The sequence below is a fragment of the Parabacteroides sp. APC149_11_2_Y6 genome, from assembly GCF_054506995.1.
The window spans coordinates 3143601-3158728 of record NZ_CP173709.1 but is presented as its reverse complement, the minus strand read 5'-3'; the positions used below and the strand labels follow the sequence as shown (position 1 = coordinate 3158728).

Here is a 15128-nt window from a genome sequence, read left to right as displayed (position 1 = left end):
TTGAACTTTTAATTTATTATTATAAATTTGCTCTCTTAAAATAATTACTAAATAAAGAACATGGAAAACACTCGTCGTTCATTTCTGAAAAAAATGACCGCTGCCGGAATTGGCACAGCTGGTCTTGCATTAAGCGGTAACGCCGCCGCTACAGTAACAACGGAAGCTGCACAGGCTAAGAAAAAGCCGGCTGGTAAGGATGATGGTAAATTACGTTTCGGTTTTATCGGAACAGGCTCTCGCTGTCATGAACATATCAACAACGTACTTTCAATTCCCGGAAATAAAATCGTAGCTATTTGCGATATCCAACAGGGACCTATCAAACGTACATTAGATCATATCGCTAAATTTAATGTTCCTGCTCCGAAGGTTTATACCGGTAGCGAACGTGAATTTGAGAAGATGTTGAATAATGAAGAATTTGATTGTGTAATTATTGCAAGTCCTTGGGAATGGCACGTACCTATGTCGGTTGCTGCAATGAAAGCCGGCGTGCCTTATGTAGGCGTGGAAGTTTCTGCTGCAAACACACTCGAAGAATGCTGGGATTTGGTTAATGTATCCGAAGCTACAGGCAGTCATCTGAATATCATGGAAAATGTTTGTTATCGTCGTGATTGTATGGCTGCATTGAACATGGTTCGTCAGGGTTTGTTTGGTGAACTTATACATGCTACTTGTGGGTATGAACACGATTTGCGTGAGGTTAAATTTAATGATGGCACACATTATAACTATGTTCCGGGTAGCGGTGATTTACGTATGGGACCGACTGCTTTTGCAGAAGCTCAATGGCGTACCAACCACTCTGTACATCGCAATGGCGATATTTATCCGACTCATGGTATCGGGCCGGTTGCAAACTGTTTGGATATCAATCGTGGTAACCGTTTCCTTTCTTTGTCTGCTATGGCAACACAATCCCGTGGTCTACATAAATTTATTGTAGATAATGGCGGTGAAAATCATCCGTTGGCAAAAGTGAACTTCAATTTGGGTGATATCGTTACATCTATGATTAAATGTTCAAACGGACAAACTATCATCGTAACTCATGATACAAATTCTCCCCGTCCTTATTCTTTAGGTTTCCGTATTCAGGGTACTGAAGGTTTGTGGATGAATGATGGAGATGGTGTATATGTACAAGGCAAATCCAAACCTCACCGTTGGGATAGTTCTGACGAATGGTTCAAGAAATATGATCATAATTTATGGGCTAAACATGCCGGTGAAGCTGCAGAAGCAGGTCATGGTGGTATGGACTATGTAATGATGTATGATTTGATTGATGCTATCCACAACAAGAAACCGGCTCCTATGGACTGCTATGATGCTGCTGCATGGAGTGCTATTTCAGGATTGTCTGAAATGTCTATTGCTCGCGGTGGTGCATTAGTCGACTTCCCTGACTTTACTCGTGGACAGTGGATTCATCGTAAACCTGCATTTGCGTTGTAAGAATAAACGGAAATAATAGATATAAATACTACATATTCGGATAAAAGCTTTTTATAGCTTCCGGGTATGTAGTATTTTTTTGTAAAGAGATTTCATACTATGTAAATAGACAATGTATCATCTATTTTAATAGCCTCTTTCTTTGTCATATCTGAAATCTTTAATATTGAAGGTCACTTTTAAACCCTTATGGGATGATAGAATCATTGGGCACGAAAATGTAAAATCTACCATCAGTCCCCATGACTTTTTCACAATTGGAGCATAAGTCTTTGTTGAACATTTCTATGCAAATATACAATTTACTCCCTGTAGAGTGAATCGCGAGTAAATGAAAAACAAGAAATAAACGTTTTTGATAAAATAAAAAATGCTCCTGATTATCAGTTTATTTAATGATAATCTTAGAGTATTTTCAGTTGAGCGGAAAACGGGACTCGAACCCGCGACCCTTAGCTTGGGAAGCTAATGCTCTACCAACTGAGCTACTTCCGCTTTTGGTTTTGCAAAAGTATATAAATCTTTTCTTTTTTAGTACCTTTGGTGCGGAAAATTAAAAGAAAAAAGTAAAGATGGAAAAGCTGACCTTAATCAAAGTAGGAGGGAAGATTGTAGAAGAGGAAAATACTCTTCGTAGTTTGTTACAAGATTTTTCTCAGATTGAAGGTTTTAAAGTATTGGTACATGGCGGTGGGCGTTCTGCAACAAAGTTAGCAGCACAGTTAGGCATTGAAAGCCGAATGGTAAACGGACGCCGGATTACAGATGCGGAAACTCTCAAGGTTGTTACCATGGTTTATGGCGGACTTGTCAACAAAAATATAGTAGCGGGTTTGCAGGCTCTTGGTGTAAATGCATTAGGATTGACCGGAGCGGATATGAATCTGATGCGGTCAGAAAAACGTCCGGTGGTAGAAGTGGATTACGGTTTTGTTGGCGATGTGAAAGAAGTAAATGCCGATTTATTAGCAACACTAATCCATCAGGGAATTGTCCCGGTTCTGGCTCCTCTTACACATGATAAACAGGGACATATGCTTAATACGAACGCTGATACAATAGCGGGAGAAGCCGCAAAAGCTTTGGCCAAACATTTTGATGTAACCTTAATGTTCTGTTTTGAAAAGAAAGGTGTCCTTAGAGATGAAAATGATGATGAAAGCGTAATTCCTGAAATAAATCGTGAAGAATTTAAGCAATATGTAGAAGATGGAATTATACAGGGAGGAATGATTCCTAAATTAGAAAATTCATTTCAAGCAATAGATGCAGGTGTAAAACAGGTAATAATTACACAGGCCTCAGAAATACACAAAGGGATGGGAACCCGTGTCTTTTAAAGAACATGGAAGATAAGATAACGGTACAAATACAGGACGTAGTAACCCGTTTGCCGGAACTGCGTTTCCAGACTCCACTTAATTGGAAAATAGAAGAAGGGCAGCAATGGGCGGTTATCGGACCGAATGGTGCTGGTAAAACATTGATTGCCGATATTATGCAACGTAAATTTGCTTTTAAGGAAGGGCAAGTTTTATTCGGTTGTGAAGGAAAAGTCAGTGAACTTGTGAAAAGCATTGCTTTTAAAGATATCTATTCCTTAGCGGATTGCCGTAATTCCTATTATCAACAACGTTGGAACTCAACAGAAACGGACGATGTTCCTACTGTTGAAGAAATCCTGAATGGAGATACGGAAACAGATAGTTGCAAAGGTCTTTTATCGCTTTTTGGAATAGAAGATTTACTACCTAAAAAACTGATATTCCTTTCCAGCGGGGAACTTCGTAAATTCCTGATAGTTCGGACGCTTTTAAAACATCCGCGTATCTTAATATTGGATAATCCGTTTATCGGTTTGGATGCTCCGTCACGGAATCTGTTGGTCGATATGTTACAACAGATGGCAAAATTGAGAGGAGTACAAGTTGTATTGCTGCTATCTAATCCGGATGATATACCTGAGATGGTTACGCATGTATTGCCTGTAAAAGATAGAGAATGTTTTCCTTCCTGTACGCGAGAGGCGTTCTTTTCAAATACAGCATTGATTACACTATTGTTTCCTTCAGAAGATAAATCCGTACATAAGAGTTTTAAAACAATCTTACTTCCTGTTGAAAATGGAAAAGAACCTTCAACACACGAAGTCACTTTTCGGATGGAGCATGTTTCCATAAGATATGGAAGTCGTACTATCCTGAAAGACCTGGATTGGGAAGTAAGGAATGGTGAGAAATGGGCTTTGTTTGGTCCGAATGGAGCAGGAAAATCTACACTGTTAAGTTTGGTATATGCAGATAATCCTCAGTCATATGCCAACATTCTCTATCTGTTTGATAAGAAACGGGGTTCAGGCGAAAGTATCTGGGATATAAAGAAACGTATCGGATATGTATCTCCGGAGATGCATTTGTATTATATGGAGAATGTACCGACACTGAATATTGTAGGTTCCGGCTTTTTTGACTCTATTGGCTTATACCGGAAATGTACCGAAGAACAGGAACGGATAGCTATAGCTTGGATGGACGTTTTTGGTATTGGGGATTTGAAAGAACGTTCTTTCCTGACGCTTTCTTCCGGAGAACAACGATTGGCTTTGTTGGCACGTGCTTTTGTGAAAGATCCGGATTTGATTATATTGGATGAACCTTTGCATGGTCTGGATGTAAACAATAAGAAGAAAGCCGCATGTATCATCGAGCAATTCTGTTCCCGTCCGGGTAAAACGCTGATTTATGTGACGCATTATCCGCATGAGCTTCCTTCTTCTGTGGATAAACGTTTCGAGTTAGTCAAACACGCATAAAATCAATGATAGGATACCATGAAATATAAAATAGCATCATTTTGGCTTGTTGTATTTTGTATATTGTTTGTCTTTTTACAAAAGGGTTTTCAATATCATTTTTTCTATATAGAACAAAGTCAGTTATTTCAATATTCATGGTTCTATTGGACTGAAAAAATTGTCCAGCCGGGAGGTTTTGCATTCATACTTTCGGAATTTATGATGCAGTTCTTCATCTTACCATATGCAGGACCAGCTATAGTGTCCGGATTGCTTGTTCTTGCCGGTTTTGTTACAGGAAGAATTGTATCCCGCATTATTCCTTCTGTGGAAATATTTCTATTGCCGTTGTTACCGGTCGTATGTTTGCTGTTTATCCATTTTGATTTTAATTATAGGATATTCGGTACAGTAGCATATGATTGTATGCTACTTGCTTTATGGTTTTATGTCTCTGTAAATAAGTATATATATCGGCTTGTCATAGGGGGGATGCTCTCTTTTTTATTGTTTTGGGGTGCCGGTTCGGTAAGTTTACTTTTTGCAGTATTGGTTGTGATTTACGAATTATTATCCCGAACGCCGAGGGGGTATTTAAGTCTATTTATCTGTACCGAGGTTCTTCTGCTAGGTATCTGCGGTGTTTATTTTTCCTGGATAGGCGAATATCGTTTTACATTTTTACCTGATGCCTATTACCATCGGAACCTGGAGCCTAAAAATGTAATTTATTATTCTTGGGTTTGTTTACCTCTTATTCTGCTGGTCGCTTTTGGATTAAAAAATAAGAAGTTTGATTGGCCTTTAAAAAAGAGAGCGGTACTTTGGATAGGGCAATTACTCGTACTTGGAGGTTTGCTATATTGGGGTATTCCGGAGTTTTCCGACCGGAAATCAATTAAATTAAAGGAACTCGATTATTATGCCCGTATGGAACAGTGGGATAATATAGTGGAAGCGTGTAAAGGCAAGCTTACTAATTTTTTATATTTATGCTATTTGAATATGGCATTAGCAGAGAAAGGAGAACTTGCCGATAAAATGTTTGATTTTGACCAGAAGGGTCCTCAGGGAGTAATGGTTGCATGGAATAAATCGGAACAGGTTTCTTCTTTATTAAATGATGTTTATTTTGCAATGGGTTATGTCGCTCCTGCTCAGGAGATGGCTTTTGAAGGCTATGTCAGTTCTATGGGTTATGGTAATCCCCGTTTATTGAAGCGCCTTATCCAGACCAACCTGATTTATGGAGCTTATCCTGTAGCAGAGAAATATATATCAGTATTGGAGCGAACGTTTTATTATAAGGATTGGGCACAGAAGCAGCGGAAATTTTTATACAATGATGCAATGATAGAAGAGGATCCTCTTTTAGGCGTTTACCGGAAATGTTTACCGAAAAATTGTACACTGGCACATGTTCGTAGTTTTGAGGCTGATTTAAGACTGCTGGCAGAAACGAATCCTTCGAATAAAGCTGCAATAGAATATTTAGGAGGCTATTATTTGTTATCCAAAGATATGCAAGGTTTTAAAAACCTGGTAGAAACTTACTATGGAACGGATATCCTTCCTATACTTCCTGTGTCATTTCAGGAGGCTGTTATCACTTTGTCTGAAAAAGAAACAGATTACTGGAAAAGGTTTAATGTCTCCGACGGGATTGTCCGTCGCTTCACGGAATATAAGCAAGCAGTATTGGCTAACAAGAATAATCCGGCCTCATTGCCCGGATTATTAAACCGGTCATTTGGTAATACATATTGGTATTATTTTATGTTTAAATAAATAGTGGGGGATATGAAGAAATGCATTTTATATATATGTTTATTGTTTGTCTGGGTAGCTTGTTCAGAAACAGTTCATATTGATAAAACAGTAGAGGAACAGCCTTCCATATTTCCTGATTATGCGGGAGTTACAATACCATCAAATATAGCTCCGTTGAATTTTGCTCTTGCAACGGACGAAAAAGAGGCTTATGCCTTTTTTGTTGTAGGAGAGAACCGTTTTGAAGTAGAGGCAAAAGATGGAAAATTTATTATTCCTGTATCCAAATGGAAAAAAATGTTGGAGGCAGCTATCGGAAATAAAGTGACAGTGACAGTGGCAGTAAAAAGAGGAGAAGAATGGGTCGGCTATGCTCCTTTCTTTTTATATGTGGCCAAAGAAACCATGGATCCTTATCTGGCATACCGTTTAATTGACCCAGGGTATGTTTTATGGAATCAGATGGGTATTTATCAGCGTAATCTGGAAGGATATAGTCAAAGTGCTATCATAGAGAATAAATCTACCCATAATAACTGTGTGAACTGCCATTCCTTCTGTATGCAGAATCCGGATAAGATGCTATTTCATATGCGTGAAAAGTTGCCGGGTACTATTTTAGTGGATGGTCATAAAATAGAGAAGTTGAATACAAAGACCGAGCAAACAATCTCTTCTTTGGTTTATCCGTCCTGGCATCCGTCGGGTAGATATGTTGCATTTTCTGTGAATAATACCAAGCAAGCATTTCACATGAATGATAAAAACCGTATAGAAGTATATGATGAAGCATCTGATGTCGTAGTTTATGATGTAGAAAAACACGAAATAGTAACGGCGCCTGTGCTATTCTCTTCCCGTTCATTTGAAACATTCCCTACATTCTCTCCAGATGGAAAAACGCTTTATTTTTGTTCGGCAGATGCACAGTCCATGCCGGAATCATATAATAAATTGAAATATAATTTATGTTCAGTGTCATTTAATCCAGATACCCGTAGTTTCGGAGCCGAGGTAGATACATTATATAATGTAGGTACGGAAGGAAAGAGCGTATCTTTCCCACGTGTATCTCCAGATGGCCGTTATCTGCTATGTACACTCTCTGGGTATGGGAATTTTTCTATTTGGCATAAAGATGCAGATTTGTATCTGTTTGATTTGCAGAGAAAGGAAAGCCGTTTATTGGATGAAGTAAACAGTGACGATGTAGAAAGTTATCATTCCTGGAGTAGCAATAGCCATTGGTTTGTGTTCAGTAGCCGTCGTATCGATGGTTTATATACCCGTCCCTATTTTGCTTATATAAATGAAGAAGGAAAAGTTGGAAAACCATTTTTGTTGCCTCAGAAAGACCCTGATTATTACAGCTTATCCATGAAGTCTTATAATATACCCGAATTTATTAAAGATAAAGTAAAAGTGAGAGAACGCGTCCTTAGCCTGAAAGCGAAAGAAAATAAAGGTATTGATGTTAAGTTTAACTAAGCTTAGACAAGAAAAAAGACGGAGAATATTCTTTTTCTTTAACAAAATAAAATATTTAACCTGTTATTAAAAAAACAATAGCGTTTTTTGCTTACTTCCCTCTTTTTCCAAGGTTTATGGGAAAAGCCTTTTGTTGAATTTTGGTCAATTTTCTGAATCGATTGGTTTGTTTCAGAATAGTATAAAAATGATTGAATATTTAACTAAGTGCAAAAAGTTCCAAAAAGTAATATTTTTGAAGAATCGAAATTCATAATTCGTAATATTGCGGGCGAAGAATAATTGTAAGGTTAACAAACATGGGAGAAATAAAAGGTTATATCTCACAGGTTATCGGTCCGGTCGTGGACATTCACTTTAATGATGATGATGAAAATGTAGTACTTCCCCGTATTCACGACGCCATGGAGATAACCCGCCCTAATGGGAAAATATTGATTGTTGAAGTTCAACAACACATTGGGGAAAATACAGTCCGTACCGTAGCTATGGATACGACTGACGGATTGAAGAGAGGAATGGAAGCTATCTCGTATGGTTCATCCATAACCATGCCGGTTGGCGACCAGGTAAAGGGGCGTTTAATGAATGTGACCGGAAATCCAATCGATGGAATGCCTGAACTTGATAAAAAAGGTGCTCTCCCAATTCATCGTGAACCTCCGAAATTTGATGAATTAACAACAAGCCGTGAAGTTTTGTACACCGGGATTAAGGTGATAGATTTGCTGGAACCTTATTCTAAGGGAGGAAAAATCGGACTTCTTGGTGGGGCTGGCGTTGGCAAGACGGTGTTGATTATGGAATTAATCAATAACATCGCCAAAAAGAACAACGGCTTTTCTGTCTTTGCCGGTGTAGGAGAGCGTACGCGTGAGGGAAATGACTTATTGCGTGAGATGATTCAATCCGGAGTGATTCGTTATGGTGAAGAATTTAAGAAAAGCATGGAAGCCGGTCATTGGGATCTGTCGAAGATTGATTATGACGAATTAACTAAATCGCAGGCTACATTGGTATTCGGTCAGATGAATGAACCTCCCGGAGCACGTTCTTCAGTAGCTTTATCGGGGTTGACAATTGCAGAATCGTTCAGAGACTTGTCTGCCGAAGGAGAAACCAGGGATATCCTATTTTTTATTGATAATATTTTCCGCTTTACTCAGGCTGGTTCGGAAGTTTCCGCATTGTTGGGGCGTATGCCATCTGCTGTTGGATATCAACCGACATTGGCTACAGAGATGGGTGCTATGCAGGAACGTATTACTTCAACAAAGAAAGGCTCCATTACTTCTGTCCAGGCTGTTTATGTTCCTGCCGACGACTTGACGGACCCGGCTCCTGCAACGACTTTTACTCATTTGGATGCAACAACTGTTCTAAGCCGTAAGATTACCGAGTTGGGTATTTATCCGGCAGTAGACCCCTTGGAGTCTACATCCCGTATCCTTGACCCGTTAATTGTGGGCAACGATCATTATGAAACAGCTCAGCGGGTAAAGCAAATCTTGCAGCGGAACAAAGAATTGCAAGATATTATTTCCATTCTCGGGATGGAAGAACTATCAGATGAAGATCGTTTGACAGTTAACCGTGCACGCCGTGTACAGCGTTTTCTTTCCCAACCATTTGCTGTGGCAGAGCAGTTCACCGGTATTCCGGGAGTGATGGTTTCTATCGAAGATACGATTCGCGGTTTCCGGATGATTATGGATGGCGAAACAGATAATATCCCCGAACAGGCATTCTTGAATGTGGGAACCATAGAGGAGGTAATGGAAAAAGGCAAGCGGCTTGCAGAACAAGCAAACTAAGAGATATGAAACTAAAAATTGTATCGCCGGAAGGCATCCGGTTTGAGGGAGAGGTAGGAAGTGTATCTTTTCCGGGAATGGGCGGCTCATTTGATGTCCTTCCTAACCATGCTCCTCTGATTGCCGCCTTACAGGAAGGGACTGTCCGTTACGAAGTGAGTGGAAAACATCGGAAACTCCCGATACAAAGTGGTTTTGTGGAAGTAAAGGACAATGTCCTGACTGTTTGTATCGAATAAAATACATAAAAAGAATGAGTAGCAGATTGAGTCTAAGGCTGATGGGGTTAATCACATTTATTAATGCGGTTATCGGTATTTCTCTGGGGGGATTACTATACACCATTTGGCCTGAGTATTATTTTGAGTGGTTTCCTTCTATCCCTCTCTTTTATTGGGTGATGGCGATGGCAATGACCCTTGTTCTCGACAAAGCTAAAAGAAAAAAGGGGGATGTGACTGTTACTATGTATATGTTGGTACGTTTTTGCAAGTTTACACTTGCGCTCGTATTTATGTGGTTGTATGCATCCTTGGTTGGAGAACATTTGAAAACATTCGGTTTTACGTTAATGTTATTCTATTTCATTTATCTCGGGCTGGAAACATACACGATCTATTTGTTTGAGAAGAAGAGGATGAAAAGAGAGAAACAAGAACAAGATGAACAAGAGCAAGAATAACCGGTTGCTTTGGGTTACCCTGTTGATGTGGCTTTGTTTTTGGGCTACGTCTTATGCGGTTACCGAAGAAAGGAATATAGATGTGCAGGACATCGTCTTTTCTCACATTCAGGATGCCTATACCTGGCATATCACGGAATGGAATGGAAAAGAGATTGCAATCCCGCTTCTTGTTCTGGTGAAGAGCGAGGAGCGGGGATGGGACATGTTCTTTTCTTCACATCTGCATCATGGCAATACGCATCATAACTATTATATAGCTGCGGAGGGAGAACATGCAGGCAAAGTAGTGGAGAAGAACAGCAAAGGAGAAGAAGTCAGACCTTTGGATTTATCCCTTACCAAAAATGTCTGGGGATTACTTATCAGTTGTTCTCTTTTACTGTTTCTTGTGCTGTATACGGCCCGTTGGTATAAGAAACACCCGGATGAAGCGCCGGGTGGATTAGTCGGATTGATGGAAATGGCTGTATCTTATATACAAGAGAATGTGATTAAAGAAGGAATCGGTATGGAATACAAGCCGTTTTCTTCGTTTCTGCTGACAGCTTTTTTCTTTATTCTGATAAACAACCTGATGGGCTTGATTCCGATTTTTCCGGGAGGAGCGAATATCACAGGTAATATAGCAGTAACGTTGGTCCTTGCTGCCGGTACTTTTATTGCTGTGAATGTATTTGCTACACGGACGTATTGGAAGGAAGTATTCTGGCCTAATGCACCTATTTACTTGAAACTGCCGATTCCTATCATGCCGTTTGTAGAGTTTTTCGGTGTGTTCACCAAACCGTTTGCCTTGATGATTCGTCTGTTTGCCAATATCATGGCGGGACATACCATCATTTTAGCGCTTACGTGTTTGATTTTCATCACTACCTCCATGGGGTTGGCTGTAAACTTCGGAATGACAATTGTTTCGGTTGTGTTCTGTACGTTTATGAATTGCCTGGAGATACTGGTAGCTTGTTTGCAAGCTTATATTTTTACTTTGCTTTCAGCCAATTACATCGGGCTGTCGAAAGTGAGGGAGTAACGATATTATATTAAGTTTAAAATGTTATTAATTAAAAGTTAAACACTATGTTATCAACTATTTTATTACAAGCAGCAGCCGGAATGGGCATTGCAAAAATGGGAGCAACAATCGGAGCAGGCTTTGCCGCAATCGGTGCCGGTATAGGAATCGGATTGATAGGTAAAGGCGCAGTTGAAGCCATCGGACGTCAGCCGTCGGCCGCCGGAGAAATCCGTACTTCCATGTTGATTATGGGTGCATTGGTTGAAGGTGTCGCTCTGTTTGCGATTGTAGTGTGTTTCTTGGCATTGTTCCAATAAAAATAATCGTCTATGTCGTTATTAACACCAGACTCAGGGCTTCTGTTCTGGATGATTCTCTCGTTCGGGATTGTTTTTGTCATCCTTTCCAAATATGGCTTTCCTGTTATCATTAAGGCCATAGAGCAACGGAAAGCTTACATCGACAGTTCGCTGGAAACGGCACGCCAAGCAAACGAACAGCTTGCCAATATCCGGGCGGAAGGAGAGAAGATGCTGGCGGAAGCCAAAGAAAAACAAAATGCCATTCTCCGGGAAGCTCTGGTTGAGAAAGAACAGATTATCGGTGAAGCAAGGCAAAAAGCCATAGCCGAAGCCCGTCTGCAAATGGAAGAAGCAACACGGCGTATCCACGAAGAGAAAGACAGAGCCATTCGCGAAGTACGTGCAGAGATAACAGACCTTTCCATTGCTATCGCAGAGAAGGTCTTGAATGAGAAAATCAGCCGTGATAAAGAACAGCAAATTATGATAGACCGGCTGCTTGATGAGGTGTCGTTTAGTAAATCGTAAAGTATGGATATAGGAACAATCTCATCCCGGTATGCTAAAGCTCTTTTCTCTATAGCTAAAGAGAAAGGGCAGGAAGACCGGGTATATGATGATATGAAAATGTTGGCAGAGAGTTTTTCTTTGGAACCGGAATTGCGGGTGGCATTAAGCAATCCCATTATTCCGGCAAAGGAAAAACTTCGGTTGCTTATTTCCGCCGGTGGTATTGAAGTGTGCGATTTGTATACACGCTTCATCCATTTGGTACTGGGACATAAGCGCGAAAGTTATCTGCCTTTTATATCTTACACTTATATGCATCTATACCGGAAGGATAAAAAGATTGTCCGTGTGCAGTTCAGCACGGCGGTTCCGGTAGACGAAAAGGTAAAGGAGCATCTCGAAAAGAAATTAAAGGAGGAGACAGGAAGTACCATCGAATTCTCAGGTTTTGTAAAGCCCGAGTTGATAGGTGGTTTCCGGTTGCGTATCGGCAATTACCGGATAGATGCCAGTTATAAGGCACAGCTACAGCATATCCGTAGCCGGCTACTCGAAAACAGATAAAAAAGAAACAAAATGACAGAACAGATAAAAGTAAGTGAGGTTTCTGCCATCCTGCGGGAGCAATTGGAAGGTATCAACACCAGCATCAAGCTGGAAGAAGTGGGTACGGTGCTTCAGGTGAGCGATGGTGTGGCACGCATTTATGGTCTCGACAATGCCGAGGCAAATGAATTGTTGCAGTTTGACAGTGGGATAGAAGCAATCGTGATGAATCTTGAAGAAGATAATGTCGGTGCAGTGCTGTTAGGTCCGACCGACCTGGTCAAAGAAGGCGACACCGTGAAACGAACCGGCCGTATCGCTTCTATCGATGTCAATGAAAATATAATAGGCAGGGTAATAGACCCTTTAGGAAATCCAATCGATGGAAAAGGGGAAATTACGGGTGAGACCTGTGAGATGCCGCTTGAGCGTAAAGCTCCGGGTATTATCTTCCGCCAGCCGGTTAATGAACCATTGCAAACAGGCATCAAAGCTGTCGATGCGATGATTCCTATCGGACGTGGACAACGCGAGCTTCTTATCGGCGACCGCCAAACAGGCAAAACCTCTATTGCCATCGATACCATTATTAACCAACGCAGCAATTATGAAGCAGGCAATCCTGTCTATTGCATTTATGTCGCTATCGGTCAGAAAGGTTCGACAGTAGCTGCATTGGTAAATACGCTGCAGGAGAAAGGAGCGATGGACTATACCACAGTAGTAAGTGCAACCGCTTCGGACCCGGCTGCCATGCAGTATTTTGCTCCTTTTGCCGGAGCTGCCATCGGAGAATATTTCCGTGATAGTGGGCGTCATGCTTTGGTTGTATACGACGACTTGTCGAAACAGGCGGTTGCTTACCGCGAAGTATCTCTGATTTTGCGCCGTCCTTCCGGACGTGAGGCATATCCGGGAGATATATTTTATCTGCATTCCCGTTTGTTGGAGCGTGCTGCAAAGATTATCAATCAACCGGAAGTAGCCCGTCAGATGAATGACTTGCCGGACAGTATGAAAGATAAAGTGACAGGTGGCGGTTCATTAACCGCTCTGCCGATTATCGAGACACAGGCAGGCGATGTTTCTGCTTATATCCCAACGAATGTGATTTCGATTACGGATGGGCAGATTTTCCTTGAAACCGATTTATTTAACCAGGGAGTCCGTCCGGCTATTAATGTCGGTATCTCTGTTTCCCGTGTAGGAGGAAATGCCCAGTTGAAAGCGATGAAGAAAGTGGCCGGTACATTAAAGATAGACCAGGCACAATTCCGTGAACTCGAATCGTTTACCAAATTCGGCGGGGAAATGGATGCTGTTACGGCTTTCACTATCGACAAAGGACAGAAGAATACGCGTTTGCTTATACAGCCCCAATATAGTCCGATGCCTGTAGAACGCCAGATAGCCATCTTGTATTGTGCAACCCGGGGACTGCTGAAAGATGTTCCTTTGGATAAAGTGCATGAGTTTGAAAAGGATTATCTGCAAGCTCTGGAAACCTCTCATCAGAAGGATGTGCTGGATGTCCTGAAATCGGGAGTTATCAATGATGAAATCTGTAAGATACTGGAAGAAACAGCTCTTCGCTTAGCTGAAACCTATAAATAAGGAAGTATGGCATCTCTGAAGGAAATAAAAGTTCGGATTGCGTCTATCAGGAACACGCAAAAGATAACATCAGCCATGAAGATGGTATCTTCTGCCAAACTGCATCATACGCAAACTATAACTGAACAGACTCTCATGTATGCAAATGCATTGTCCGTTATATTGAATGGCCTTCTTACGGCAGGGTGCGATTTGGATACCCCTTATACGGAACAGCGTGAGGTGAAGCAGGTTGCTATTGTCGCCTTTTCTTCAAGTAGCGGACTATGCGGTACATTCAATGCGAATGTATGGAAAGAACTTTCTGCCCGTTTGCTTGCCTATAAAACGTCGGGTATTGCAGTCCGGCTTTATCCGGTAGGCAAAAAGATTGCAGATGAATTACAAAAGGCGGGGTATCCGGTTGAAAGCGATTTTATCCATCTGGCAGAAAAGCAACTGTCTTATGAACATGCTGTATTGTTGTCCAGGCATTTGATGGAATTGTTCTCTACCAGGCAAGCAGACCGTGTGGAGTTCTTATATCATCATTTCAAAAGTATGGCTTCGCAGGTGCTGACAGATAAAACATTCCTGCCTCTTTCCCTGGCAGGGCAGGGGATAGCGGATGCCGTATCGACAGAGTATTTGCTTGAGCCCTCACCGGAACAGTTGCAGGCATTGTTGTTTCCTAAACTGCTTAACCTGAATGTTTATACGACATTGCTCGATACGACAACCTCCGAACATGCAGCCCGTATGATGGCAATGCAGACTGCCAATGATAATGCCAACAATCTGATTCAGCAGCTTACTTTACAATACAATAAAACCCGCCAGCAAGCCATTACTAATGAACTGCTGGATATAATGGGAGGAAGCGGCTCATAACTGTCCGCTTGCCGGGAAGAGGATTCCCCACTACCGGGGAAACACCTTCCCCACCGTTAGGGAAACATCTTCCCCACCCTTAGGGAAACGCATTCCCAAGTATTAGGGAAGCCTCTTCCCTAACATTAGGACCCTACCCGCGCAGATTGTCGCCACTACCCGGAACATAGTTCATAGTATGTTCCGGGTAGTAAAAAAGAACTGCGCGGATTGTTGAAACTTACTGGATATCCTTTTATAGAATAGCGGAAGCCCT

14 protein-coding genes and 1 tRNA gene are annotated in these 15128 nt (G+C 41.2%); 14 read left to right on the top strand and 1 reads right to left on the bottom strand.

Going from position 1 to position 15128, the window contains the following annotated elements:
- Nucleotides 1–60: 60 nt before the first annotated feature.
- Nucleotides 61–1464: a Gfo/Idh/MocA family protein gene (locus tag ACGE0T_RS13095; protein ID WP_459187073.1), complete on the top strand. Its 1404-nt coding sequence runs from the start codon at nucleotides 61–63 to the stop codon at nucleotides 1462–1464.
- Between the two features lie 422 nt (nucleotides 1465–1886).
- Here the strand turns inward: ACGE0T_RS13095 and ACGE0T_RS13090 are convergent.
- A tRNA-Gly gene (locus tag ACGE0T_RS13090) sits at nucleotides 1887–1959 on the bottom strand.
- Between the two features lie 77 nt (nucleotides 1960–2036).
- Between ACGE0T_RS13090 and argB the strand changes: the two genes are divergently transcribed.
- From argB to ACGE0T_RS13025, 13 genes are all read left to right on the top strand, one after another.
- A complete protein-coding gene (gene argB, locus ACGE0T_RS13085; RefSeq protein WP_459187072.1) occupies nucleotides 2037–2804 on the top strand; it encodes an acetylglutamate kinase in 768 nt (255 codons plus the stop codon).
- A 5-nt stretch (nucleotides 2805–2809) separates the two neighbouring features.
- The gene (locus ACGE0T_RS13080; RefSeq protein ID WP_459187071.1) at nucleotides 2810–4276 is read left to right on the top strand and encodes an ATP-binding cassette domain-containing protein; all 1467 of its coding nucleotides are present in this window, start codon (nucleotides 2810–2812) and stop codon (nucleotides 4274–4276) included.
- An 18-nt stretch (nucleotides 4277–4294) separates the two neighbouring features.
- Complete coding sequence (locus tag ACGE0T_RS13075) at nucleotides 4295–6046, top strand: DUF6057 family protein (RefSeq protein WP_459187070.1); 1752 nt, start codon at nucleotides 4295–4297, stop codon at nucleotides 6044–6046.
- Nucleotides 6047–6058: 12 nt separating this feature from the next.
- Nucleotides 6059–7516 (top strand): TolB family protein, encoded by a 1458-nt coding sequence (locus tag ACGE0T_RS13070; protein ID WP_459187069.1) that lies wholly within the window; start codon nucleotides 6059–6061, stop codon nucleotides 7514–7516.
- A gap of 299 nt (nucleotides 7517–7815) precedes the next feature.
- Nucleotides 7816–9330 (top strand): F0F1 ATP synthase subunit beta, encoded by a 1515-nt coding sequence (atpD, locus tag ACGE0T_RS13065; RefSeq protein WP_459187068.1) that lies wholly within the window; start codon nucleotides 7816–7818, stop codon nucleotides 9328–9330.
- Between the two features lie 5 nt (nucleotides 9331–9335).
- The gene (locus ACGE0T_RS13060) at nucleotides 9336–9569 is read left to right on the top strand and encodes a F0F1 ATP synthase subunit epsilon (protein ID WP_459187067.1); all 234 of its coding nucleotides are present in this window, start codon (nucleotides 9336–9338) and stop codon (nucleotides 9567–9569) included.
- Nucleotides 9570–9583: 14 nt separating this feature from the next.
- Complete coding sequence (locus ACGE0T_RS13055; protein ID WP_459187066.1) at nucleotides 9584–10012, top strand: hypothetical protein; 429 nt, start codon at nucleotides 9584–9586, stop codon at nucleotides 10010–10012.
- Nucleotides 9993–11045, top strand: coding sequence for a F0F1 ATP synthase subunit A (gene atpB / locus ACGE0T_RS13050; protein ID WP_459187065.1), 1053 nt, complete (start codon nucleotides 9993–9995; stop codon nucleotides 11043–11045). The genes ACGE0T_RS13055 and atpB overlap by 20 nt, the downstream gene beginning before the upstream one ends.
- A 47-nt stretch (nucleotides 11046–11092) precedes the next feature.
- Entirely contained in the window at nucleotides 11093–11347 is a 255-nt protein-coding gene (atpE, locus tag ACGE0T_RS13045; protein WP_005633044.1) for an ATP synthase F0 subunit C, read from the top strand.
- Nucleotides 11348–11359: 12 nt separating this feature from the next.
- Nucleotides 11360–11860 (top strand): F0F1 ATP synthase subunit B, encoded by a 501-nt coding sequence (atpF, locus tag ACGE0T_RS13040; RefSeq protein WP_459187064.1) that lies wholly within the window; start codon nucleotides 11360–11362, stop codon nucleotides 11858–11860.
- 3 nt (nucleotides 11861–11863) lie between these two features.
- A complete protein-coding gene (locus ACGE0T_RS13035) occupies nucleotides 11864–12406 on the top strand; it encodes a F0F1 ATP synthase subunit delta (RefSeq protein WP_459187063.1) in 543 nt (180 codons plus the stop codon).
- A 12-nt stretch (nucleotides 12407–12418) separates the two neighbouring features.
- On the top strand, nucleotides 12419–14002 hold the full coding sequence (gene atpA, locus ACGE0T_RS13030; protein WP_459187062.1) for a F0F1 ATP synthase subunit alpha: 1584 nt from the start codon (nucleotides 12419–12421) through the stop codon (nucleotides 14000–14002).
- 6 nt (nucleotides 14003–14008) lie between these two features.
- Nucleotides 14009–14872: a F0F1 ATP synthase subunit gamma gene (locus ACGE0T_RS13025; protein ID WP_459187061.1), complete on the top strand. Its 864-nt coding sequence runs from the start codon at nucleotides 14009–14011 to the stop codon at nucleotides 14870–14872.
- The last annotated feature ends 256 nt before the right edge of the window (nucleotides 14873–15128 follow it).